Raw genomic sequence first — 22,874 nt, forward strand, 5'->3', positions numbered from 1 at the left:
CGGGGGCGGGCGGGCCGCCCTACCTGCCCTCGGCCTCGTCCATCGCCCGGTAGATCCGCTGCTCCGACACCGGGTACGGGGTGCCCAGCGCCTGGGCGAAGACGTTCACCCGCAGCTCCTCGATCATCCAGCGGATCTGCCGGACCGCCGCCGACTGCCGCCGGCCCGGCGGCAGCGCGGCGAGCATTTCCTGGTACTCCTTCTGCACCACCGCGACCCGGTCCTGCTGCTGCTTGTCGCGCTGCGGGTTGCCCGGCAGCCGGTCCAGCCGCCGCTCGATCGCCGTCAGGTAGCGCAGCAGGTCGGGCAGGCGCGCGTACCCGGTCTCGGTGACGAACCCCTTGTGCACCAGGCCGCTTAGCTGGGCCCGGATGTCGGCCAGCGCGGCCACCACCGCCAGGTTCCTCGTGGCGCCGAGCCGCTGCTCCACCGCGTACGCGGCGGCGAGCACCCGGCGGACGCGGTCCATCACCTCGAGCACGACGTCGACCAGGTCGGCGCGGACCTTCTCCCGCAGGGCGGCGAAGCCCTCGGCGTCCCAGGCCGGGCCACCCGCGTCGCCGATCAGCTTGTCGATGGCCGCCCCGGCCGCGTCGGAGATCAACTCCTGCACGCCGCCGTGCGGGTTGCGGCTCAGCGCCAGCTTCGCCTCGTTGGACAGCCGCCCCTGGAGGAACTTCGCCGGCGACGGCACGGTCAGCCGCAGCAGCCGGCGCGTGCCCGCCCAGTGCGCGGCCTCCTGCTCGGCGGGCGAGTCGAAGACCTTCACCCCGACCGTGTCGCCCTCGTCGACCAGGGCCGGGTACGCGGTCACGGCGTAGCCGGCGCGGACCTGCTCGATGGTGCGCGGCAGCGTCCCGATGCTCCACTCGCGCAGCCCGGTGCGGGCCACGTCCGGCGCGGCGGCGGCCACGACCTGGCGTACCTCCGCCTTGAGCCGGCGTTGCAGGGCCGGCAGGTCCTTGCCCTCGGCGACCGGCTTGTTCTCCTCGTCGAGCACCCGGAAGCGGACCCGCAGGTGCGGCGGCAGCTTCTCCGGCTCCCACGCGTCGCGGGGCACGGTGACGCCCGTCATCCGGCGCAGCTGCCGGGTCAGCGCGTCCAGCAGCGGCTCCTCGCCGGCGGGCATCGCGGCCAGCGCCGCGCGGGCGAAGTCCGGCACCGGGACGAAGTTGCGGCGCACCGCCTTGGGCAGCGAGCGGATCAGCGCGATCACCAGTTCCTCGCGCAGCCCGGGCACCTGCCAGTCGAAGCTCTCCGCCGGCACCTGGTTGAGCAGGGGCAGCGGGATGTCGACGGTCACGCCGTCGGTCGGCGTGCCCGGCTCGAACCGGTAGGTCAGCGGCAGGGTCACCCCGTCGGCGGACCACTCGTCGGGGTAGTCGGCCTCGTCCACGCCGGTCCGGCCGGCGTGGACCAGCAGCTCCCGGGTGAAGGTGAGCAGGTCGGGCTGCTCCCGGCGGGTCTTCTTCCACCAGGCGTCGAAGTGCCGCCCGGAGACCACGTCGGCCGGGATGCGGGCGTCGTAGAAGTCGAAGACGGTCTGGTCGTCGACGAGGATGTCGCGGCGCCGGGCCCGGTGCTCCAGCTCCTCGATCTCCGCCAGCAGCCGCTGGTTGTCGGCCCAGAACCGGTGGTGGGTCTGCCAGTCGCCCTCGACGAGGGCGTGCCGGATGAACAGCTCGCGGGACAGCGCCGGGTCGATCCGGCCGAAGTTGACCTTGCGCGAGGTGACCAGTGGGATGCCGTAGAGGGTCACCTTCTCGTAGGCCATCACGGCCGCCTGCTTCTTCTCCCAGTGCGGCTCGCTGTAGCTGCGCTTGACCAGGTGCGTCGCGAGGGGCTCAACCCACTCGGGCTCGACCCGGCCGGCGACCCGGCCCCAGAGGCGGGAGGTCTCCACCAGCTCGGCCGCCATCACCCAGCGCGGCGGCTTCTTGAACAGCGCCGAGCCGGGGAAGAGCGCGAACTTCGCGCCCCGGGCGCCCAGGTACTCGTGCTTCTGCGCGTCCTTGAGCCCGACGTGGGACAGCAGACCGGGCAGCAGCGACTGGTGCACCTTCGGGGTGTCGATCTCCTCCGGCAGGTCCGCGCCGCCCCGGCGCCGGCCGCCGCCGTCGCCGTCGCCGTCGCGCGCCGGTCGCCCCTCCTCGGGGGTACGCAGCACCTGGCGCAACTGGCTGACGATGTCCTGCCACTCGCGTACCCGCAGGTAGTTGAGGTACTCGGCCTTGCACATCCGCCGGAACGCGCTGGAGGACAGCTCGCGCTGCTGCTCGCGCAGGTGCCGCCACAGGTTGAGCAGCGTCACGAAGTCCGACTCGCGGTCGGTGAACCGGGCGTGTGCCTGGTCGGCCTGGGCCTGCTTCTCGGCGGGCCGCTCCCGGGGATCCTGGATCGACAGCGCGGCGGCGATCACCATCACCTCGGTGGCGCAGCCGTTGCGCTCGCCCTCGACGACCATCCGGGCCAGTCGCGGGTCGACGGGGAGCTGGGCCAGCCGCCGGCCCAGCGGGGTGAGCCGCTTCGCCGGGTCGGCCTCGGCCGGGTCCAGCGCGCCGAGTTCGTGCAGCAGGTTGACGCCGTCGGCGACGTTGCGCCGGTCCGGCGGGTCGATGAACGGGAACGCCGCGATGTCGCCGAGCCCGATGGAGGTCATCTGGAGGATGACCGAGGCGAGGTTCGTGCGCAGGATCTCCGGGTCGGTGAACTCCGGGCGGGACAGGAAGTCCTGCTCGTCGTAGAGGCGGATGCAGATGCCGTCCGAGGTGCGCCCGCAGCGCCCCTTGCGCTGGTTGGCCGACGCCTGCGAGACCGGCTCGATGGGCAGCCGCTGCACCTTGAGCCGGCTGCTGTAGCGGGAGATGCGGGCCGTGCCCGGATCCACCACGTACTTGATCCCGGGCACGGTGAGCGAGGTCTCCGCCACGTTGGTCGCGAGCACCACCCGGCGCCCGGCGTGCGGGGCGAAGACCCGGTGCTGCTCGGCGGTGGAGAGCCGGGCGTACAGCGGCAGGATCTCGGTGCCGCGCAGCGCCGGCTTCTTCTCCACCAGCTTGCCCAGCGCGTCGGCGGTGTCGCGGATCTCCCGCTCGCCGCTGAGGAAGACCAGGACGTCGCCCGGTCCCTCGGCGGCCAGTTCCTCGACGGCGTCGCCGATGGCCTGGACCTGGTCGCGGACGTTCTCCTCGTCCTCCCCGTCGTCCTCGCCCTCGGCCACCTCGACCAGGGGCCGGTAACGCACCTCGACCGGGTACGTGCGCCCGGAGACCTCGACCACCGGCGCCGGCACGCCGTCAGGCTCGTCGGCGGTGGGCGGCCCGGCGAAGTGCCGGGCGAACCGCTCGGTCTCGATGGTCGCCGAGGTGATGATCACCTTGAGGTCGGGCCGGCGGGGGAGGAGCTGCCGGAGGTAGCCGAGGATGAAGTCGATGTTGAGGCTGCGCTCGTGCGCCTCGTCGATGATCAGCGTGTCGTACTGGCGCAGCATACGGTCGGTCTGCAACTCGGCGAGCAGGATGCCGTCGGTCATCAGCTTGACCAGGCTGCGGTCGCTCACCTGGTCGCTGAAGCGCACCTTGTAGCCGACCACGTCACCCAGCTCGGTGCCGAGTTCCTCGGCGATGCGGTCCGCCACCGTGCGGGCGGCCAGCCGGCGCGGCTGGGTGTGCCCGATCAGCCCGGTGATCCCGCGCCCCAGCTCCAGGCAGATCTTCGGCAGCTGGGTGGTCTTGCCGGAGCCGGTCTCGCCGGCCACGATCACGACCTGGTGGTCGCGGATCGCGGCGGCGATGTCGTCCTTGCGTTCGCTGACCGGCAGCTGGGCCGGATAGGTGACCACCGGCACGGCGGCGCGCCGGCCCTCCAGCACGGCCTCGGCCCGCGCCACGTCGGCGGCGATCTCGTCGAGCGCCGACTCCCGGCGCTGCGGGTCGCGCAGCCGGCGTACCCCGTCCAGGCGTCGTTGCAGGCGGCGCTGGTCGCGGAACATCAGCGGACGGAGGCGGCGGTGCAGCTCGCGGACGGGGTCGGTCGCGGCGGGTGCGGCTGGATTCTGCATGTCGTCGCCAAGGATAGGCAGCCGACGGCCGGACCGCCCCCGGGTTACCGCCGCGCCGCCCTCGCCCCCGGTCGCGCGCCCGTCGACGGCCTGCGGTCAGGGCGAGCGCGCGGGCGGTCCGCCGGTCTAGAGTGGGGCGCCGACCGACCTTGGCCACGGGGGAAGGGATGACGATGCGCGACACCGACCGGGCCCTGGTGCAGGCCGCCACGGCGGTCGCCAAGCTGCGCTGCCGCAGCGACAACCACACGGTCGCCGCCGCCGCGCGGACCACCGACGGCCGGGTCTTCACCGGGGTCAACGTCTACCACTTCACCGGCGGGCCCTGCGCCGAGGTGGTCGCGGTCGGCGCCGCCGCCACCCAGGGCGTCACCGAGCTGGAGACGATCGTCGCGGTGGGCGACCGGGGGCGCGGGGTGATCCCGCCCTGCGGGCGCTGCCGGCAGGTGCTGCGCGACTACTTCCCCACGGTCCGGGTCATCGTCGGGCCGATGGACGCGCTGCGGGTGGTGCACGTGGCCGAACTGCTGCCGGAGACGTACGTCTGGGCCGACCAGCAGCTCGACGGGCCGGCCGGCCCGCTGCCCGCGCCGCGACCGGCCGACTGACGCCCCGCCCCACCGGTCCGGCCCGTCAGTCGCCGGCGGCGGCCTCCAGGATCGACCGGGGCATCGGCACGCTCTCGAACCGCACGATGCCCTCCGGCACCATCCAGCTCATCACCTGCACGCCCAGCCGCCCGGCCCGCACGGCCGGGTCGTTGTGGTACAGCTCGCGGGCCTCCTGCGGGGAGACGGAGAGCACGACGAATCCGCGCAGCCGCTCGTCGTCGGCGTCGACGAACGGGCCGGCGGCCAGGACGAGCCCCTGCTCCACCAGCCCCGCCTGGTGGGCCAGGTGGGCGTCCTGCAACCGGTCGGCCGCGTCAAGCGGCAGTTCCGGCGCGTCCGACGGCCGGACCAGGAGCACCACGGTGTGCTGGTCGAATCGCATTCCCACACCCTAGGGCGGCCGGGGCCGCCGCCCTGCCGGATCCGGCACCGTCCGCCCTGCTCAGCGCCGCTCGGATCGACGACGGCGAGTTAGGCCCGGCCAGGGCGTTCCGCTACGGTAAGGCGACCCTAAGCCCGAACGTGCAGGAGCCTCGTGACCAGCCTCGCCACCCGACCGGCGCCTGCCGGCACCCGGCCCCGGGCGCGTGGTGGCCGGCGGCTCGCGGTCACGGTCGCCGCCGCGTCGGTGCTGCTGCTGGCCGTACTGGCGAGCTTCGCGCTCGGCAGCCGGGCGCTGGCCGTCGACGAGGTGTGGCGCGCGCTGGTCGCCCCGGACGGCGGCGAGGCCGCCACCATCGTGCGGGAACTGCGGATGCCGCGCACCGCGCTCGGCCTCGCCGTCGGGCTGGCGCTCGCGGTCGCCGGGGTCCTCTTCCAGGCCCTCACCCGCAACCCGCTGGCCGAACCGCGGATCCTCGGCATCAGCGCCGGCGCCTCGTTCGGCGTGGTGCTGGCCATCTCCGTCTTCGGCGTGGGCACCCTCGCCGGGTACGTCTGGTTCGGCATCGCCGGCGCGCTCGGGGCCGGCGTGCTGGTCTTCGCCGTCGCGGCCAAGGCCCGCGAGGGCGCCAGCCCGGTCACCCTCGCGCTGGTCGGCGCGGCCCTCGACGCCAGTCTCGCCTCCGTGGTGTACGCGTTGCTCAGCATGGACGCCCGCACCTTCGAGGAGTACCGCTTCTGGGTGGTCGGCGGGCTGACCGGCCGGGACCTCACGGTGGCCGCCCAGGTGCTGCCGTTCGTGCTCGCCGGGCTGGTCCTGGCCGCGCTCGTCGCCCGGGGCCTGGACGCGCTCGCCCTCGGCGACGACGTGGCCCGGGGCCTCGGGCACCGCATCGGGCTGGTCCGCCTCGGCGGCGGCGTCGCCGCGGTGCTGCTCACCGGGGCGGCCGTCGCCGCCGCCGGGCCGATCGCGTTCGTCGGGCTCGCGGTGCCGCACCTGGCCCGCGCCCTGGTCGGCGCCGACCACCGCTGGACCCTCGCGGTCTCGGCACTGCTGGGGCCCGCGCTGCTGCTCGGCGCCGACGTCGTCGGCCGGCTCGTCGCGCCGCCCGGGGAGGTGCCCGCGGGCATCGTCACCGCGCTGATCGGCGCCCCGCTGCTGGCCTTCCTGGTCCGCCGCGCGAAGGTCGTGACGGCGTGACCGCCCCCGTCACCCCGGCCGTCGGGCGGCCGGCGGGCCGTCCCCGGCTGGGCGTCACCGCGCTGCCCGGGCGGTCGCTGGTGCGGATCGGCCCGGTCAGCGTGCAGGTCCGCCGCCGCTCGGTGCTGGTCGCCGCCGCGCTGGTCGTGCTGCTGCTCGGCGCGGGGGTGCTCAGCCTCTCGCTGGGCACCCCGTACGTCGCCCCGGCCGACGTGCTGCGCGCCCTCTCCGGCGCCGGCACCCCGTACGACCTGGTGGTCCTCGACCTGCGGCTGCCCCGGCTGGTGCTGGCCGCGGTGGCCGGCGCGGCCTTCGGGGTGGCCGGCACGCTGATCCAGAGCGTGGCCCGCAACCCGCTCGCCAGCCCCGACGTCGTCGGCATCACCCAGGGCGCCGGTCTCGCCGCGACGGTGGCCCTGACCGGCGGTGTCGCCGCCGTCCTCGTGGCGCCGGCGGCGCTGGTCGGCGGGCTGGTCGCCGCCGTGCTGCTGTTCGTCCTCGGCGCCCGGCACGGGCTGGCCGCCCAGCGGTTCGTGCTCGCCGGCGTGGCGGTCGCCTTCGCGCTGCGCGCCCTGACCGAGGTCGTCATGCTCACCGCCGACCCGATCGACGGGCTGCGCGCGCAGATCTGGCTGATCGGCACGCTCGCCGGCAAGGGCTGGACCGAGAGCCTGTGGATCGCCCTCACCCTGGCCGCGCTCCTGCCGGTGCTGGCCTGGGCCGGCTGGGCGCTGAACAGCACCGCCCTGGACGACGACACCGCCCGGGGGATCGGCCTGCGCCCGGTGGCCCGCCGGGTCGGCCTCGCCGGCACCGGGGTGCTGGCCGCCGCGATGGTCACCGCGCAGGTGGGCGCGGTGGACTTCGTCGCCCTCGTCGCCCCGCAGCTGGCCCGCCGGCTGGTCCGTGCCGAACGCCCGCCGCTGGTCTGCGCCGCGTTGCTCGGGGCGCTGCTGCTGGTGCTGGCCGACCTGGGTGGCCGGCGGCTGTTCGCCCCCACCCAGCTGCCGGCCGGCGTGCTGACCGCCGCCATCGGCGGCCCGTACCTGATCTTCCTGCTGCTCCGTGGCCGGCGGCGGTCCTCGTGATGTCCCACCCTGGCAAGGAGGCGTGATGCTCTCCACCCGCGACCTGGTCGCCGGCTACGACGAGCGGACCGTGCTGGACGGGCTCGACCTGGAGCTGCCCGGCGACGCGTTCACGGTGATCGTCGGGCCGAACGCCTGCGGCAAGTCCACGCTGCTGCGCACCATGGCCCGCCTGCTCACCCCCCGCAGTGGCGCCGTGCTGCTGGACGGCACCGCCATCCGGGACCTGCCGACCCGCGAGGTCGCCCGCCGCCTCGGCGTGCTGCCGCAGAGTCCGCTGGTGCCGGAGGGGGTGACCGTCGCCGACCTGGTGGGCCGGGGCCGGCAGCCGTACCAGCGGTGGTGGCGGCAGTGGTCGGAGTCCGACGGCGCGGCCGTCGACCGGGCCATGGCGCTCGCCGACGTGACGGCGCTGGCGGACCGGCCGGTCGACACGCTCTCCGGCGGCCAGCGCCAGCGCGTCTGGATCGCCATGACCCTCGCCCAGGACACCGAGGCGCTGCTGCTGGACGAGCCCACCACCTTCCTGGACCTCGCCCACCAGGTGGAGGTGCTGGACCTGCTGCACCGGCTGCGCGTCGAGCGGGGCCGTACGGTCGTCGCCGTGCTGCACGACCTCAACCAGGCCGCCCGGTACGCCGACCACCTGATCGCCATGCGCTCCGGCGCCGTGGTGGCCGCCGGGCCGCCCCGGGAGATCCTCACCGCCGACCTGGTACGCGACGTCTTCGGCCTCGACTGCGTGGTCGTGCCCTGCCCGGTGACCGGGGCGCCCCTGGTGGTGCCCGCGCTCACCAGTCCCTCCCTGACCCGCCTGCCCGCCGGGGACGCGGCGACGCCGCTGACCGGCTCGCACCCTTCGAAAGGAATCTGATGCGTCGTCTCGCCGCCGCCCTCACCGCGGCGCTGGCCCTCGGCGTCGGTCTCACCGCCTGCGGTGAGAGCGACCCGGTCGCCGACACCACCACCGGGGAGACCCGGGAGATCACCCACGCCATGGGCACCACGAAGGTGCCGGCGGAACCGAAGCGCGTCGTCGTGCTCGACACCGACAAGATCGACACCGCGCTGTCGCTCGGCGTCACGCCGGTCGGCGCCGCCACCGCCGGCGAGGCGAGGAGCTGGCCGACCTACTTCGGCGAGGAGAAGCTCGCCGGCATCAAGGAGGTCGGGGTGCTCACCGAGCCCGACCTGGAGGCCATCAACGCCCTCAAGCCGGACCTGATCCTGGGCAGCAAGTTCCGCCAGGAGAAGTTCTACGACGAGCTGGCCGCCATCGCGCCGACCGTCTTCACCGAGAAGGTCGGCATCACCTGGAAGGAGAACTTCCTCTTCGACGGCAAGGCGCTCGGCAAGGAGCAGCAGGCCAAGGACCTGCTGGCCACGTACGAGACGCGGGCCAGGGAGTTCGGCGGCAAGCTCGGCGACGCCGCCACGCGCGAGGTCTCCATCGTCCGCTTCATGCCGACCGAGATCCGGGTGTACGGGCCGGACTCGTTCTCCGGCATCGTCATCGGCGACACCGGGCTGGGCCGCCCCGAGCGCCAGCAGCTCACCGGCAAGGAGGACCGGCGGATGGACCGGGTCAGCCCGGAGCGGATCGGCGAGGTCGACGGTGACGTCATCTTCGTGACCGCGTACGGCGAGAAGGCCGCCGCCGAGCAGGCCAAGGTGACCGGCGGGACGCTCTGGAAGGGGCTGTCGGCGGTCAAGGCGGGCAAGTCGCACGTCGTCTCCGACGAGATCTGGATGACCGGCATCGGCATCGGCGCCGCCAACAAGATCCTCGACGACCTGGAGAAGTACGTCACCGCCTGACGCGGTCGCGCGCGGCGGCCGCTACGGCTGCCGCGCGTCACCCGCCACGGACTCGCCGGCGGCGCGCCGGAGCGAGCGGTACCGGGAGAGGTCCTCGCGGGCCGGCCCGCCCTGCCGGCCCCGCTCGGCCGGGCGTACCGCCGGCTGGTCCGGCACCCGGGGCGCCTCCCCGCTCTGCGTGACCAGGTCCTCGGTCTCCTGGACGAGGTAGTGCGGCCGGCGTTTGGTCTCGTAGTAGATCCGGCCGATGTACTCCCCGATCACGCCCAGGATCGTCATCTGGATGCCGCCGAGACCGATCACGCTGACGATGATGGTGGTGTAGCCGGGCACGTCGATTCCCTTGCTGACGGCGTCCCCGACCACCCAGGCCATGTAGACCACCGCGATCAGGGTGAGGAACAGGCCGCCGTAGATCGCCAGCCGCAGCGGCCGGTTGTTGAACGACAGCAATCCGTCGAAGGCGTAGTTGAACAGCTTGCCGAACGTCCACCTGCTGTGGCCCGCCTGCCGGGTCTCGTTGCCGTGCGCGACCACCACCGTGCGGAAGCCGATCCAGGAGAACAGCCCCTTCGAGAAGCGGTTGTACTCCGGCATCGCCAGCACCGCGTCCACCGCCAGCCGGGACAGCAGCCGGAAGTCGCCCGCCCCGTCCAGCAGCCGCACGTCGATCCACCAGTTGACCACCCGGTAGAAGGACCGCGAGGCCAGCATCCGGACGAACCGGTCACCACGCCGGTCCCGGCGCGCGATCACCTGGTCGAAACCCTGCCGGTACAGCGCCACCATGTCGGGCAGCAGCCGTGGCGGATGCTGGAGGTCGGCGTCCATGATGACCACCGCGTCCCCGGTGGCCCGCTCCAGCCCGGCCAGCATCGCCGCCTCCTTGCCGAAGTTCCGGCTCAGCGACGTGTAGCGCACGGCGGGATCGGCGGCGGCGAGACGGCGCAGCGCCACGAGGGTGCCGTCGGAGCTGCCGTCGTCGACGTACACCACCTCGATGTCGACGTCGGACAGCTCCGCGACCGCGGCGGTCACCGCGGTGTGCAGCCGCTCCACCGAGGCTTCCTCGTTGAAGCAGGGCACCACCAGCGACAGGAGCACCCGCGTCACCCCGCCCGGCCGGTGCCCGAGGACCCCCGGCCCGCGCCGCCCCGGTCAGAGGCGGTAGACCAGCACACCATCGATCTCCTCCCGGGTGATGCCGAGCCCCTCGAACGGCCGGTCCGCGATGCCCTCCCAGGGCGTCCCGGCGCTCCAGCCCGGCAGGGCCACCACGGACCGCACCCCGATGCCCCGCAGGTACGCCACGCTGCCCGGATCGGGGAAGGCGGCCGTCGCGGCCCGGGTCTGCGCCTGGGTGACCGGCTCGAACCCGGCCAGCCCGTTCGTGACCCGGGGGAACCCGTCCGTCGTCCACAACATGAAGATCAGGTCGATCGCGCCGCCGGCGGGCAGCACCAGCATCGGTTCCCCCGCCGTACGCATCGCGGCCGGCGGCGTCGGCACCACCGGATGCGCCGTCCGGTTGACCCCCTCCAGCCCGACCAGGGCCAGCGGCACCAGCAGGAGCACCGGTGCGAGGAACCTGGCCCAGCCCCGGGACGACCACCGCCGCACCGCCGTGGCGAACACCGTCACCGTGCCCGCCGCCAGCACCGCCAGCAGCAGGCTGGTCCAGTGCATCATCCGGCCCGGCGTCCGCAACGCGCCCCAGCCCGGCAGGTGCTTCGACAGCGTCAGGTAGCCCGGATCGCCGTCGCCGCCGAGGGTGACGCCCAGGCCCAGCAGCACCGTGCCGAGCACGCCGAGGCCCAACACGACCCGGTGCCGGGCCGGAAACACCGAGACGAACAGCCCCGCCGCGGCCAACGCGAGCAGGACCATCCCGGGCAGCAACGCCATCTCCGGCGGCCAGGACAGCTGTTCCCGGGCCGCCGCGTGCCGCTCGCCCCACCACCACGAGTCCGCCGGGGCGGTGACGAAGCCGATCAGCGGCGGCGAGAACATCTCCGTCCAGGCCAGCGACCGCTCGGCCTGCGGGTTGAGGTCGACGACCTTCAGGTAGACCAGGCCCAGCAGCAGCGTCGCCGTGCCGAAGACGGCCCCGCCGGCCAGGTCGGCGACCAGCAGCCGCCGGCCGAACGCGGGACGTCGCCCGCGCCGCCACCACGACCAGCCGTAGCCGCCGGCCCCGACCAGCACCGCGGCCAGCAGGAAGTAGACCAGCGGCAGACCGATGCCGAAGCCCAGGCTGATCTGCCAGGCGGCGACGAGCCACCCCGCCAGGGCCCAGCCCGGACGCCGTCGCTCCGGCCGGTAGCCGTCCCGCAGCGACCAGCCGTGCCCGCGGGCCAGCATCGCCAGGCACAACGCGATCCCGCCGCTGGACAGGATGTTCAGGTGACCGGAGTGCGCCAACCGCCAGGGCGCGTACGCCCACGCGACCCCGGCGACCGCCCCGCCCAGCCGGCCCGCGCCGAGCTGCCGGACCAGCGCGTACGCCCCGACGAAGGCCAACGCGTGCACCAGCACGTACATCACGTTGTACCGGACCAGGGCGGCCTCGAAGCCCGAGCCGAGCATCCCGAACGGGGCGTATCCGAGCAGGGTGTCGCTGTAGGCGTACGTGTAGGTCTCGGGGAAGAACGTGTTGGAGTGCCACAGACCGGCCGGGTTGTTGAGCACGGCGTGCCCGGCCCAGGCCATCTGCCACGCCTGCAACGTGGGGTCGCCGATGTCGCCGGGGATGGTGCTCGCCGGATGCCGCATCGTCGGCCAGGTCAGCACCACCGCCAGCAGCAGCCCGCCGAGCACCGCCAGTGTCCATTCGTGGCGCAGCCAGCTCCACCGCTCCCGCCGGCCGGGGTCCCTGGGAGCGGGAACCTGGTCGTGGTCGGCGATCTCGGCGGGCGGACGGGCGTCCGTGGACCCGGTGGTCATGAGGATAGATGATTCACGATGCTGTGCGCCGTGTCGATCCGCCGCCCGGGATGTGGGCTTTCGTCGGCGCCCGGCCCGGCCGTGTCGGCCGGACCGGGCGAGCGGATCGGTTGGTGGGAGGGGATCAGGCGGCGGTGGCCCAGATGGCCCGGAAGGCCGCCGCCTCGCCGGCCAGCCAGCGCTCGATCTGCTCCGGGCGGGCGTCGGCGGGCATGCGGTGGGCCTCGCCGCGACGGACGTCGACCAGGACCGGCTCGGCGTGCGGCAGCACCGCGTCCATGTGCCGGGCCATCAGGTGCAGGGTGGCAAGCGTCGCCTCCTCGCTGGGTGGCGCCTCGTCGAAGTGCAGTCGGACGGCCTCGACGCGACCGTCGGCGTGCCGTACGCCGAACTGGGGGTTGACCTTGACGGGCAGGTCGCCCAGCATCGCGAGCGCGTCGCGGGTCTGGGCGAGGTCGACGTCCCTCGGCTCGCCGAGGGAGCGCAGCCAGGCCGTCGCGCCGGGGACGAGGGCCTGGTAGAGCGGTCGCCAGCGGGGCTTGACCACGTCGACCACCTGGTCGAGGTGGGTGCCGCCGGTGTGGAAGGCGATGTCGGCCTTGAGTGCCTTGACGAACTGACCGTGCGGGTTGAAGCCGGAGCGGCTGGCCCGCTGCTTGCGCAGGCCCCCGACGAAGGTGGCCTTCGTCGGGCCGGTGCGGTCGACGTAGCGGGTGAAGCCGAGCAGGGTGGCGTAGGGGGTGGGTGGGGCGGAGGCGGGCGTGGTCACGGGCGTCCTCCCAGGTCAGGACCTCGATTAGTACATACATTCTAATCGACGGGTGTGACATCTCCCAGGGTTTGCGGGGGCCTTCGTGGCCGGCAGCGCGAAGGGAGACGGACCGCTCCGGCCGGGAGGATCGTCGCGGACGCCGGGGACACGCTTCGGGGCCTCCGTGGCCGGTCCGCAGACCGGTGCCCGGCTCAAGGCGCGGCTGCGGCACCTGGCCCGCGAGGGCCCGGGGTATGCGATCCGGGAAGAGCGGTGCGGTGTGCGGCGGCGCTCCCGACGCGTCCGGTTCGCGAAACGCTATTCGCCCCGGCAACGACAAAGGGAAAGGAGTATCCGCTCCTTTCCCTTCTCAACATATAGCGCACCGGGGGGCTTGCGGCAAGACCCGGGTCGTGCCGCAGAATCACCCGCCGAGGCCAGGACCAGCGAAAACGGAATTCGCTGAACGCGTGTGTCGTCGTCGAACGGGGGACGTCGATCCGCTGGTGGAACTCGCGGGGCGACCGCGGGCACCCGGCGCGCGAAAGCGGCCGTACGCGCCCCGGACGAGCGGTTCCCGGCGCGGCTGACCGGTGTCGCCGGCCAGGCCCAGAATTGAGATCGGAGCTGAACGACGTGAGCCCTCTGACCACCGGTGCGTTCGACCTTCCCGACCATCTCTCCGCCAAGGCGGACCCGACGCTGATCGCCAACGACGAGCGGCACTTCGCGGCCATCGCGGAGAGCCTCGATCAGTTGACCACCGACCTGTCCGGCCGCCTCGACGCCGAGCGCAGGGCGCCCGGCGGCAAGGGCCGGCAGGCGGTCGACCGGGACACGGAGATCCGTCGGCTGACCGCCCGGCTGCGCACACTGCGTCGCTACGGGATGGACCTGTGCCTCGGACACATGGTCGGTGCGGACGACCCCGAGCCCGTGTACGTCGGACGACGTGGCCTGACGGACGGCGCGGGGCGTCGGCTGCTGCTCGACTGGCGTTCCCCCGCGGCCGAGCCGTTCTTCGGCGCGACCCACGCCAACCCGATGGGTCTGGCGAGCCGTCGCAGGTACCGCTGGACCCGTGGCCGGATCACCGACTACTGGGACGAGGTGTTCACCCCGGACGGGTTCGAGGGGCACGCCGCCGCGCTCGACGACCAGTCCGCCTTCATCGCCAGCCTGGGCGGCAGCCGGTCGACCCGGATGCGCGACGTGCTCAGCACGATCCAGGCCGACCAGGACGCCATCATCCGCGCGGGCTCGCGCGGCGCGCTCGTCGTCGACGGCGGTCCCGGCACGGGGAAGACCGTCGTCGCTCTGCACCGCACCGCGTACCTGCTCTACGCCGACCCCCGCCTCGGTCACCGCCGCGGCGGCGTGCTGTTCGTCGGGCCGCACCAGCCCTACCTGGCCTACGTCGCCGACGTCCTTCCCAGCCTCGGCGAGGAGGACGTGCAGACGTGCACCCTGCGGGACCTCGTACCGGAGGGCGCCGTGGCGAGCGTCGAGACCGATCCGGAGGTGGCCCGCCTGAAGTCGTCGGCGGAGATGGTGCGGGCGATCGAAGCGGCGGTCAGGTTCTACGAGGAGCCGCCGACGGAGGGGATGACGGTCGCGACCGACGAGTCCGACATCTGGCTCAGCGCCGACGACTGGGCCGTGGCGTTCGAGGCGCCGGGGTCCGGTGCCCCGCACAACGAGGCGCGCGACGAGGTCTGGGAGGAGCTGCTCACGATCCTGGTGGAGAAGTGCGACGGCGACGAGCCCGACGACGTGGTCCGCGCCTCGCTGCTGCGCAACCGGGAGCTGCGTACGACCTTCAACCGCGCCTGGCCGCTGATCGAGGCGACCGACCTCGTCGGCGACCTGTGGTCGGTGCCCGCCTACCTGCGCACGTGCGCCCCCTGGCTCAGCCCCGACGAGGTCCGCAGGTTGCAGCGCCGCGACGCCCAGGCCTGGACGGTGTCGGACCTGCCGCTGCTGGACGCGGCACGGCAGCGGCTCGGCGACCCGGAGGCGTCCGGGCGCAGGCGCCGGCACGAGGCCGTCGTCGCCGTCGAACGCGCGCGCATGGCCACCGTCGTCGACGACCTGATCGAGGCCGATGCCTACGACGACGGTGAAGGTGTGCTGTCGAGCCTGCGCCAACTGGACCTCCAGGACGCCCTGGTCGACGAGACCGTACTGCCCGACATCGAGCCGGACCTGCTCGCCGGCCCGTTCGCGCACATCGTCGTGGACGAGGCGCAGGAGCTGACCGACGCCGAGTGGCAGATGCTGCTGCTCCGCTGCCCGTCCCGCAGCTTCACCATCGTCGGCGACCGCGCGCAGGCCAGGCACGGTTTCACCGAGTCGTGGCAGGAACGGCTGGAGCGCATCGGGCTCGACCGGATCACCCTGGCCTCCCTGAGCATCAACTACCGGACGCCGGAGGAGGTCATGACGGAGGCCGAGCCGGTCATCCGGGCCGTGCTCCCGGACGCCAACGTGCCGACCTCCATCCGCAGCGGCGGCGTTCCCGTCGTACGCGGATCCGCCGCTGACCGGGACGCGATCCTCGACACCTGGCTCGCCGCGCACGCCGAGGGGGTCGCCTGCGTCATCGGCGACCCCACGTTCCGGGCGACGTCCCGGGTCCGGTCGCTGACCCCGGAGCTGTCGAAGGGGCTCGAGTTCGACCTGGTCGTCCTCGTCGACCCGGAGGCGTTCGGTGACGGCGTCGCAGGCGCGGTCGACCGCTACGTCGCGATGACCCGGGCGACCCAGCAGCTCGTCGTCCTCACCACCTCCTGACGACGCGCCCGGACGCGCAGCGTCAGAGGGCTCACGCCACCGGGTGCCCGGCATCCCGTCGTCGCAGGAGGAGACCGACGCCGACGGCGGAGACGACGCCGAAGCAGCCGAGCGCCGTCGCGACGACGCGCAGCGCGGCGGTGAAGCCGTCGCCGGCGAGGTGCCCGCCGCTGACGATGGCGAGGGTGGAGCCGACGAGCGCGAGCGCGATGGTCTCGGTGACGAGCCGGCCCGTGTTGAACAGCCCGGCCACGGTGCCGGCCTGTCGGACGGGCGCGCTGGAGATGGCGAGCCCGTCGATCACGCCCGTGGTGGCGCCGACACCGGTCCCGATCAGCAGCAGCGGCAGCAGGAGGGAACGGGGCGTGCTGTCGGGTCCGATGGTGGTGAGGGCGAACATGCCGGCCGCGCCGAGGCCGATCGCCCCGACCGACAGCAGGCGGGGCGAGCGACGCGCGACCGCCGCTCCGACCGGGGGCAGGGCGACCGAGGGCAGGGTGAGCATGAGCATCCACAACCCGGCTCGACCGGCGTTGAGGCCGACGACGTCGATGAGGTAGGAGGGCAGGTAGACCAGCAGGGGTACGAGCAGTCCCATCATGGTCGCGGCGACCAGGGAGTACCCGACGAAGCGCTGGTTGCGCAGGAGGCCGAGGTCGAACATCGGGTCGCTGCGGCGCTTCTCGACCCGTACGAACCCGATCCCGCAGACCACGAGGGCGAGCAGCGCGGCGATCACCGACGGGTGTGCGGCTCCCCGGGCGGGTGCCTCGACGAAGGCCCAGATGAGGAGCGCGAGCGCGGCGGTGAACAGCGCGCCGCCGCCCCAGTCGATCCGCCTCCTGGCACCGGGCAGCTCGGGCAGGAAGGGGCACAACAGCAGCACGACGCCCGCCAGCGCGGCGGGGACCGCGAAGACGGCCCGCCACCCGAGCGCGTCCACGAGCAGGCCGGAGATCGTGGGTCCGAACGCGAGACCGACGCCGAGGACCGCGCCGAGCGCGCCGAACACCCGGGTCCGGGCCGGTCCGGCGAAGGACGCCGCGAGGATCGACTGACCGGTGGCCGTCGCCGCTGCCGCACCCGTGCCGGCGAGGACGCGCGCGAGGTTCAGGACCGTGGCGTCCCGGGCCAGCACGCACAGCACGCTGCCGGCGAAGAAGACCGCGACCCCGGCGGCGAAGAGGCGGCGCTTGCCGAGCAGGTCCGCGAGCGAGCCGCCGAAGGCCAGGAACGCCGCGAAGCAGAGGTTGTAGCCGTTGACGACCCACTGCGCCGTCGTGAGCGACGCGTCGAGGTCGTGCTGGATGCCGGGAAGCGCGACGGACGCCCCGGTGATGGTCAGTGGAAACGACAGCGACGACAACAGCACCGCCGTCAGGGTGCGGGCGCGCGCGTTCACCGCGCCCACCCACCCGGGACCGGGACGGTCGGGAGGAGACGAGAACAGGGGGTGTCACAGGGAACGGGACAGGTGGATGAAGAACTGTGCACGAAAGGCTCCGGACATCGCATGCGGAGCCGGGCAGCCCGGACGGCCACACCGGCGAAGGATCGCTGATGCGGCGGAGCGGAAACGCAGAGCGTTAGGGAGTCTGGGGTTTCGCGCCGCCGCTACGGGCGGCGCACCCTGTCCGAGGCGGGCACGGGGTCAACGTAGTCCAGGTCGCCTCACCCCGGCAACGCGATACTTCTGTGCGGGCACCCGGAGCAGCGCGGCGGGGCCGGCCGGAGCCGGCCCCGCACGGTGGCGGCGACGGCTGGGACGTGTGTCGAAGTCCGTCACGCCTTGTCCGCCAGGACGCGGTCAGCGCCGACCAGGGGCTCGAAGCGTGCCCACCGCGGACGGTCCGTGCTCCGGTGGGTCAGGTACCGGTGCGGCTGTCAGGGCTCAGACGACGTCGAAGATGTCGAGGACCGTCCGACGCGGGCTGTGCGGTGGGATGAGCAACGACGACAGTGGGCCGAGGACGAGACCGGCGACTCCCGCCACAGCCCCGATCACGACGGGTGCGCTCTCGTTCCGGTCCACGGCGGCGACCGCCGTGGCTACGCCCCAGGCGGCGAGGTATCCGCATGGCGTGGTCAACAACGCCGGCCAGAGACGACCGCTGCCCGCGACCACCGTCATGATGAACACCACGCCGATGGCGCCGATGCCGGCGGTAACCGGATACAGGTCGTGCTGGACACCGCCGAGGATCGCGGCACAGATCGCCGAAGCGGCCGGCACGATGAGCACGAAGGTCACCAGGACGACCAGGAAGTTCCCGAGGCGGGTCCGCATGGTTTCAGGAGACTAGTGCGGGGGCGCACGGGTGCCCGCCGCGGGGGCGGTCCCGGCCTCAGGGGCGGGGTCGCCTCGATGGCTCTGGCCCGCGAGTGGCTGTGACGGACTTCGACACACGCCCTAGAGCTGGCCGACCGAGGTGATCCGGACGACCGCCGCGCCCGCCTCGTCGGAGGCCGCGAGGTCGACCTCGGCGCTGATGCCCCAGTCGTGGTCCTCGTCGGGGTCGTCGAGGATCTGCCGGACCGTCCACCGCTCCCGGCCCTGCTCGATCATCAGCAGCGCCGGCCCGCGCGCGTCCGGGCCCACCCCGATCTCCCCATACTCCTCGAAGTACGGCTCCAGGGCGTCGGCCCAGGCGTCCGCGTCCCAGCCCGACGCGGCGTCCAGCTCGCCGAGGTCGTACCAGCGGCGCAGGGCGGCCAGCTCGACCCGGCGGAACAGGGCGTTGCGCACCAGCACCCGGAATGCCCGGGCGTTGCGGGTGACCGCGGGGACACGGTCGTCCAGGGCCTCCGCGGCCTCGGCGGCGTCGGTGGGGTTGCGCAGCCGCTCCCACTCGTCGATGAGACTGGAGTCCACCTGCCGGACCAGCTCGCCGAGCCACTCGATGAGATCGACCAGCTCCTCGGTCTTGGCGTCCTCGGGCACCGTCTGCCGCAGCGTCTTGTACGCGTCCGCGAGGTAGCGCAGCACGAGTCCCTCGGAGCGGGTCAGCCCGTAGAACTGCACGTACTCGGTGAAGGTCATCGCCCGCTCGTACATGTCCCGGACGACGGACTTGGGGGAGAGCTCGTGGTCGGCCACCCACGGGTGCCCCTGCCGGTACATCTCGTACGCCGAGTCCAGCAGCTCCGCCAGCGGCTTCGGGTGGGTCACGCCGTCGAGGAGTTCGAGGCGGGCCTCGTACTCGATGCCCTCGGCCTTCATCGCGGCGACCGCCTCGCCGCGGGCCTTGAACTGCTGCGCGGAGAGCACCTGGCGCGGGTCGTCCAGGATCGACTCGACCACCGAGAGCACGTCGAGGGCGTACGAGGGGGACTCGACGTCGAGCAGCTCGATCGTGGCCAGCGCCAGCGGGGAGAGCGGCTGGTTGAGGGCGAAGTCGAGCTGGAGGTCGACGGTGAGGCGGACCCGCCGCCCGGTCTCGTCGGGCTCGTCGAGCTGCTCGACGACCCCGCCCGCGCGCAGCGCCCGGTAGATGGCGATGGCGCGCCGGATGTGCCGGCGCTGGGCGGCGCGATCCTCGTGGTTGTCGGTGAGCAGGTGCCGCATCGCCGCGAACGCGTCGCCGGGGCGGCCGATGACGTTGAGCAGCATCGAGTGGCTGACGTGGAAGCTGGAGGTGAGCGGCTCCGGCTCCGCCTCGACCAGGCGGTCGAAGGTGGGCTTCCCCCAGCCGATCGACCCCTCCGGCGGCTTCTTGCGCACCACCTTGCGCCGCTTCTTCGGGTCGTCGCCGGCCTTGGCCAGCGCCTTCTCGTTCTCGATGACGTGCTCGGGTGCCTGCACGACGACCCGGCCGACGGTGTCGAACCCGGCCCGCCCGGCGCGGCCGGCGATCTGGTGGAACTCGCGGGCCTTGAGCAGCCGGGTGCGCACCCCGTCGTACTTGGACAGGCCGGTGAACAGCACGGTGCGGATCGGCACGTTGATCCCGACGCCGAGGGTGTCGGTGCCGCAGATGACCTTGAGCAGGCCGGCCTGGGCCAGGGTCTCGACCAGCCGGCGGTACTTGGGCAGCATCCCGGCGTGGTGCACGCCGATGCCGTGCCGGACCAGCCGGGACAGGGTCTTGCCGAACCCGGAGGTGAACCGGAAGTTCCCGATCGCGGTGGCGATCATGTCCTTCTCGGCGCGGGTGCAGACGTTGACGCTCATCAGGGCCTGGGCGCGTTCCAGAGCGGCGGCCTGGGTGAAGTGCACGACGTAGACGGGCGCCTGCCGCGTCTCCAGCAGTTCCTCGAGGGTCTCGTGCAGCGGCGTCATCGCGTACGAGAAGATCAGCGGGACCGGCCGCTCGGCGGAGCGGACGACGGCGGTGGGCCGGCCGGTACGCCGGGCCAGGTCGTCGACGAAGCGGGTGGTGTCGCCCAGCGTGGCGGACATCAGGACGAACTGCGCCTGCGGCAGCTCGATGAGCGGCACCTGCCACGCCCAGCCCCGGTCGGGCTCGGCGTAGAAGTGGAACTCGTCCATGACCACCTGGCCGACGTCGGCGCGGTCGCCCTCGCGCAGCGCGAGGTTGGCGAGGATCTCGGCCGTGCAGCAGATGATCGGCGCGTCGGCGTTGACGCTGGCGTCGCCGGTCAGCATGCCGACGTTGTCGGCGCCGAAGATCTCGCAGAGGGCGAAGAACTTCTCCGACACCAGCGCCTTGATCGGGGCGGTGTAGAAGGTCGTCCGGTCGTCGGCCAGGGCCGCGAAGTGCGCCGCGATCGCGACCAGGCTCTTGCCGGACCCGGTCGGCGTGTTCATGATCACGTTGGCGCCGGAGACGATCTCGATGACCGCCTCCTCCTGGTGGGGGTAGAGGTCGAGGCCGCGCTCCTTCGCCCAGCCGGCGAACGCGTCGAAGAGGGTGTCGGGGTCGGCGCTTGTCGGCAGCGCGGCGGTGAGCGTCATAGCGCGTCCATCGTGCCTGGATCATGCCCCCGAGCGCCAACCGGCCGGGCGGGAGAGGCGTGGAAGGGCCGCTCCGGCGCCGGAACGGCCCCCGCCCTCACGACCGGCGGTGGATCAGGTCGAAGATCGGGCGGCCCGCCCGCAGGGCCCGGCGCTCGAACTTGGTGACCGGGCGGTGGGCGGGGCGGGGGGCGAAGCCTTCGTGCGCGTCGACCAGCCCCGGGTCGGCGTCCAGGGTCTGGCGCATCGCCTCGGCGTACTCGGCCCAGTCGGTCGCGCAGTGCAGGGTGCCGCCGGGCGTCAGCCGGGAGCGCAGCAGCGCGACGTGGGCCGGCTGGATGATCCGCCGCTTGTGGTGCCGGGACTTGGGCCAGGGATCGGGGAAGAAGACGTGCACGGCGTCCAGCGACGCCTCCGGCAGGCCCGCCACGAGGTCCAGGGCGTCGCCCTGCGCCACCCGTACGTTGCGCAGGCCGTGCCGGTCCACCAGGTCCAGCAGGTTGGCGATTCCGGGCGTGTGCACCTCGACCGCCAGATAGTCTCGACCGGGGTCGGCGGCGGCCATCTCGGCCGTGGTGTCGCCCATCCCGGAACCGATCTCCAGCACCAGCGGGGCCCGTCGGCCGAACAGGGCGGCGAGGTCCACCGGGGTGCCGGGCCGCTCCGGCACGTGGAGGCCGTAGACCGGCCAGAGCCGGTCGAGGGCGTCCGTCTGGCGACTGCTCATCCGGCCACGGCGCGGATGGAAGGTCCGGATCGTCCGGGCGGCGGGCGCGGGGGCAGCGGCGGGGGAGTCGGTGAAGGTCACAACGACCCGAGCGTACGCGACGACCGCGCCGAATCGGATGTGATGTTCGCCCGGGGATGAGAGGATCCATCCCGTACGGCAGACCGGGTGCCTGGTGTTGCCCGGCACTGCCCCAACGCGCCGGGAGGGGGCGTCGTGTCGGTGCACCGCGGCGGTGTGGCGCTGGCGATCGCGACCGTGCTCGCCGGTCCCCTGCTCGCGGCCCGGCCGGCCACCGCCGCCCCGCCGCCCACGGCCGCCCGTGCGTCCCTGGCCGCCCTGTCGTTCCTCGCCGCCCTGCCGCCCACGGCCGCACTGTCGTCCCTGTCGTCCGGCGTCGTCCTGGAGTCCGGCGTCGCTTCGCTGGTCCGGGCCGGCGCGCCCCAGCCGGGGCCGCCGGGGCCGCACGTCTTCGTCGAGGTCAGCCCGAGCACGGTCGAGCCCGGCTTCCTGGTGGGGATCCGGGCCAACTGCCGGGACAACTCCGTCCCCGCCACCGTGGTCTCGGACGCCTTCGGCAGGGTGCAGGTGCAGCCGCAGAACGGCTCGCTGACCGCCGCGCCGATGGTGCGGGAGCGCACCCGGCCCGGCAACTACCGGATCAAGCTGGAGTGCCGCGACGGCGAGACCGCCTCGACCATGCTCCAGGTCGTCAAGGCCGTGAAGCCCAGTCGTGGCCCGGCGACCGGGTTCGGTGGGGGCGCCGGTGGCGTGACGGGCGGGCTGCTGCTCCCGGGTGGCCTCGCGTTGATCGTGACCGGCATCGTGCTCGCGGTCCGGGCGGCGCGCCGCCCGCGTACCGTCCGTGGCGCCGCCCGACGCTGAGCCGGTCATGGCCACCACGCCCGCCCCGAAGCCGGCCGCCGCGGCGGCCCGGAGCCCACGGCCGCCCGGACGTCGCCCCTGGTCGGTGCCGCTGGCCGTGGTGCTGGTGCTGGCCGGGGTCTTCGCCACCGGCGCGGGCCTGGGCCGCACCGCCGGTCCGTTCGACTGGGCCGCCGGCGGGGGACAGGACCGGCCGTCCCGCAGCGAGAGCGGCGCGCTGGCGGCCAGCCGGCCGGTGCGCCTGTCGATTCCCGCGATCAAGGTGTCCGCCCCGGTGGCTCCCGTCGGCCAGGCCCGGGACGGTTCGATCGCCGTCCCGCCGCTCGAGCGGGCCGACGAGACCGGCTGGTACGACCGGGGACCCACCCCGGGCGAGCCGGGCCCGTCGGTCATCGTCGGGCACGTGGACACCAAGCGTGGTCCGTCGGTCTTCTACGACCTGCACAAGCTGCGCCCGGGCGACACCGTCGAGGTGGCCCGGGCGGACGGCTCGGTCGTGGTGTTCCGGGTCGACTCCGTGGAGCACTTCCCCAAGGAGCGGCTGCCGGCGGAGCGGGTCTACGGCGACGAGGGCCCCGCGGGCCTGCGCCTGATCACCTGCGGCGGCGACTGGCTCGGCGGCCGGACGGGCTATGCCGACAACATCATCGTCTTCGCCACCCTGCTCTCCTCCCGCCCCGCCTGAGCGCAGGCTCCCGCCC

At 73.5% G+C, this 22,874-nt stretch carries 17 protein-coding genes; 8 read left to right on the top strand and 9 right to left on the bottom strand.

The genetic code is table 11. The annotated features are described in order from the left end of the window. Window positions 1-19: 19 nt before the first annotated feature. Window positions 20-4,060: an ATP-dependent RNA helicase HrpA gene (gene hrpA, locus AB0883_RS03230; RefSeq protein WP_366639044.1), complete on the bottom strand. Its 4,041-nt coding sequence runs from the start codon at window positions 4,058-4,060 to the stop codon at window positions 20-22. Window positions 4,061-4,233: 173 nt separating this feature from the next. Between hrpA and AB0883_RS03235 the strand changes: the two genes are divergently transcribed. Further along, window positions 4,234-4,668 carry a cytidine deaminase gene (locus AB0883_RS03235; protein ID WP_366639046.1) on the top strand — a complete coding sequence of 145 codons (435 nt, stop codon included), beginning with the start codon at window positions 4,234-4,236 and terminating at the stop codon, window positions 4,666-4,668. A 25-nt stretch (window positions 4,669-4,693) separates the two neighbouring features. On the opposite strand, the gene AB0883_RS03240 is transcribed toward AB0883_RS03235, so the two are convergent. Then, the gene (locus tag AB0883_RS03240; protein WP_366639048.1) at window positions 4,694-5,053 is read right to left on the bottom strand and encodes a YciI family protein; all 360 of its coding nucleotides are present in this window, start codon (window positions 5,051-5,053) and stop codon (window positions 4,694-4,696) included. Between the two features lie 153 nt (window positions 5,054-5,206). Between AB0883_RS03240 and AB0883_RS03245 the strand changes: the two genes are divergently transcribed. Genes AB0883_RS03245 through AB0883_RS03260 form a run of 4 tightly spaced genes read left to right on the top strand, consistent with a single transcriptional unit; the run spans window position 5,207 to window position 9,159 of the window. Further along, the gene (locus AB0883_RS03245) at window positions 5,207-6,253 is read left to right on the top strand and encodes an iron ABC transporter permease (RefSeq protein WP_366639050.1); all 1,047 of its coding nucleotides are present in this window, start codon (window positions 5,207-5,209) and stop codon (window positions 6,251-6,253) included. After that, window positions 6,250-7,341: an iron ABC transporter permease gene (locus tag AB0883_RS03250; protein WP_366639051.1), complete on the top strand. Its 1,092-nt coding sequence runs from the start codon at window positions 6,250-6,252 to the stop codon at window positions 7,339-7,341. Before AB0883_RS03245 ends, AB0883_RS03250 begins: the two co-directional genes overlap by 4 nt. A gap of 25 nt (window positions 7,342-7,366) precedes the next feature. Next, the gene (locus AB0883_RS03255; RefSeq protein ID WP_366639053.1) at window positions 7,367-8,215 is read left to right on the top strand and encodes an ABC transporter ATP-binding protein; all 849 of its coding nucleotides are present in this window, start codon (window positions 7,367-7,369) and stop codon (window positions 8,213-8,215) included. Beyond that, the gene (locus tag AB0883_RS03260; protein WP_366639055.1) at window positions 8,215-9,159 is read left to right on the top strand and encodes an iron-siderophore ABC transporter substrate-binding protein; all 945 of its coding nucleotides are present in this window, start codon (window positions 8,215-8,217) and stop codon (window positions 9,157-9,159) included. Before AB0883_RS03255 ends, AB0883_RS03260 begins: the two co-directional genes overlap by 1 nt. Before the next feature lie 21 nt (window positions 9,160-9,180). On the opposite strand, the gene AB0883_RS03265 is transcribed toward AB0883_RS03260, so the two are convergent. The 3 genes from AB0883_RS03265 to AB0883_RS03275 form a co-directional block, all read right to left on the bottom strand. Continuing rightward, the gene (locus AB0883_RS03265; RefSeq protein WP_366639057.1) at window positions 9,181-10,272 is read right to left on the bottom strand and encodes a glycosyltransferase family 2 protein; all 1,092 of its coding nucleotides are present in this window, start codon (window positions 10,270-10,272) and stop codon (window positions 9,181-9,183) included. Window positions 10,273-10,317: 45 nt separating this feature from the next. Then, window positions 10,318-12,102 carry a hypothetical protein gene (locus AB0883_RS03270; protein ID WP_366639059.1) on the bottom strand — a complete coding sequence of 595 codons (1,785 nt, stop codon included), beginning with the start codon at window positions 12,100-12,102 and terminating at the stop codon, window positions 10,318-10,320. 124 nt (window positions 12,103-12,226) lie between these two features. Next, window positions 12,227-12,871 carry a hypothetical protein gene (locus AB0883_RS03275; protein WP_357719304.1) on the bottom strand — a complete coding sequence of 215 codons (645 nt, stop codon included), beginning with the start codon at window positions 12,869-12,871 and terminating at the stop codon, window positions 12,227-12,229. A gap of 627 nt (window positions 12,872-13,498) precedes the next feature. Here AB0883_RS03275 and helR point away from each other — a divergent pair. After that, complete coding sequence (gene helR, locus AB0883_RS03280; protein ID WP_366640258.1) at window positions 13,499-15,646, top strand: RNA polymerase recycling motor ATPase HelR; 2,148 nt, start codon at window positions 13,499-13,501, stop codon at window positions 15,644-15,646. Window positions 15,647-15,677: 31 nt separating this feature from the next. Here the strand turns inward: helR and AB0883_RS03285 are convergent, their stop codons facing one another. From AB0883_RS03285 to trmB, 4 genes are all read right to left on the bottom strand, one after another. Further along, window positions 15,678-17,048, bottom strand: a complete 1,371-nt coding sequence (locus AB0883_RS03285; RefSeq protein ID WP_366639060.1) for an MFS transporter — start codon at window positions 17,046-17,048, stop codon at window positions 15,678-15,680. A 489-nt stretch (window positions 17,049-17,537) separates the two neighbouring features. Continuing rightward, window positions 17,538-17,933 carry a hypothetical protein gene (locus AB0883_RS03290; RefSeq protein ID WP_366639061.1) on the bottom strand — a complete coding sequence of 132 codons (396 nt, stop codon included), beginning with the start codon at window positions 17,931-17,933 and terminating at the stop codon, window positions 17,538-17,540. 123 nt (window positions 17,934-18,056) lie between these two features. Then, window positions 18,057-20,561, bottom strand: a complete 2,505-nt coding sequence (locus AB0883_RS03295; protein WP_366639063.1) for a DUF3516 domain-containing protein — start codon at window positions 20,559-20,561, stop codon at window positions 18,057-18,059. Between the two features lie 97 nt (window positions 20,562-20,658). Beyond that, the gene (trmB, locus tag AB0883_RS03300; RefSeq protein WP_366639065.1) at window positions 20,659-21,288 is read right to left on the bottom strand and encodes a tRNA (guanosine(46)-N7)-methyltransferase TrmB; all 630 of its coding nucleotides are present in this window, start codon (window positions 21,286-21,288) and stop codon (window positions 20,659-20,661) included. Between the two features lie 222 nt (window positions 21,289-21,510). Between trmB and AB0883_RS03305 the strand changes: the two genes are divergently transcribed. Together AB0883_RS03305 and AB0883_RS03310 are read left to right on the top strand one after the other, a co-directional pair. Further along, window positions 21,511-22,173 carry a hypothetical protein gene (locus AB0883_RS03305; protein ID WP_366640259.1) on the top strand — a complete coding sequence of 221 codons (663 nt, stop codon included), beginning with the start codon at window positions 21,511-21,513 and terminating at the stop codon, window positions 22,171-22,173. Between the two features lie 7 nt (window positions 22,174-22,180). Then, the gene (locus AB0883_RS03310) at window positions 22,181-22,858 is read left to right on the top strand and encodes a class F sortase (RefSeq protein ID WP_366639067.1); all 678 of its coding nucleotides are present in this window, start codon (window positions 22,181-22,183) and stop codon (window positions 22,856-22,858) included. Window positions 22,859-22,874: the final 16 nt, after the last annotated feature.

The organism is Micromonospora sp. NPDC047812, assembly GCF_040704175.1.
Classification (GTDB): Bacteria; Actinomycetota; Actinomycetes; order Mycobacteriales; family Micromonosporaceae; genus Micromonospora.

Excerpts from the sequence above, each read along its gene's own strand:
- hrpA (WP_366639044.1), bottom strand. The coding sequence starts at position 4,060 with ATGCAGAATCCAGCCGCACCCGCCGCGACCGACCCCGTCCGCGAGCTG.
- AB0883_RS03235 (WP_366639046.1), top strand. The coding sequence starts at position 4,234 with ATGCGCGACACCGACCGGGCCCTGGTGCAGGCCGCCACGGCGGTCGCC.
- AB0883_RS03240 (WP_366639048.1), bottom strand. The coding sequence starts at position 5,053 with ATGCGATTCGACCAGCACACCGTGGTGCTCCTGGTCCGGCCGTCGGAC.
- AB0883_RS03255 (WP_366639053.1), top strand. The coding sequence starts at position 7,367 with ATGCTCTCCACCCGCGACCTGGTCGCCGGCTACGACGAGCGGACCGTG.
- AB0883_RS03260 (WP_366639055.1), top strand. The coding sequence starts at position 8,215 with ATGCGTCGTCTCGCCGCCGCCCTCACCGCGGCGCTGGCCCTCGGCGTC.
- AB0883_RS03270 (WP_366639059.1), bottom strand. The coding sequence starts at position 12,102 with ATGACCACCGGGTCCACGGACGCCCGTCCGCCCGCCGAGATCGCCGAC.
- AB0883_RS03290 (WP_366639061.1), bottom strand. The coding sequence starts at position 17,933 with ATGCGGACCCGCCTCGGGAACTTCCTGGTCGTCCTGGTGACCTTCGTG.
- AB0883_RS03295 (WP_366639063.1), bottom strand. The coding sequence starts at position 20,561 with ATGACGCTCACCGCCGCGCTGCCGACAAGCGCCGACCCCGACACCCTC.
- trmB (WP_366639065.1), bottom strand. The coding sequence starts at position 21,288 with ATGAGCAGTCGCCAGACGGACGCCCTCGACCGGCTCTGGCCGGTCTAC.
- AB0883_RS03310 (WP_366639067.1), top strand. The coding sequence starts at position 22,181 with ATGGCCACCACGCCCGCCCCGAAGCCGGCCGCCGCGGCGGCCCGGAGC.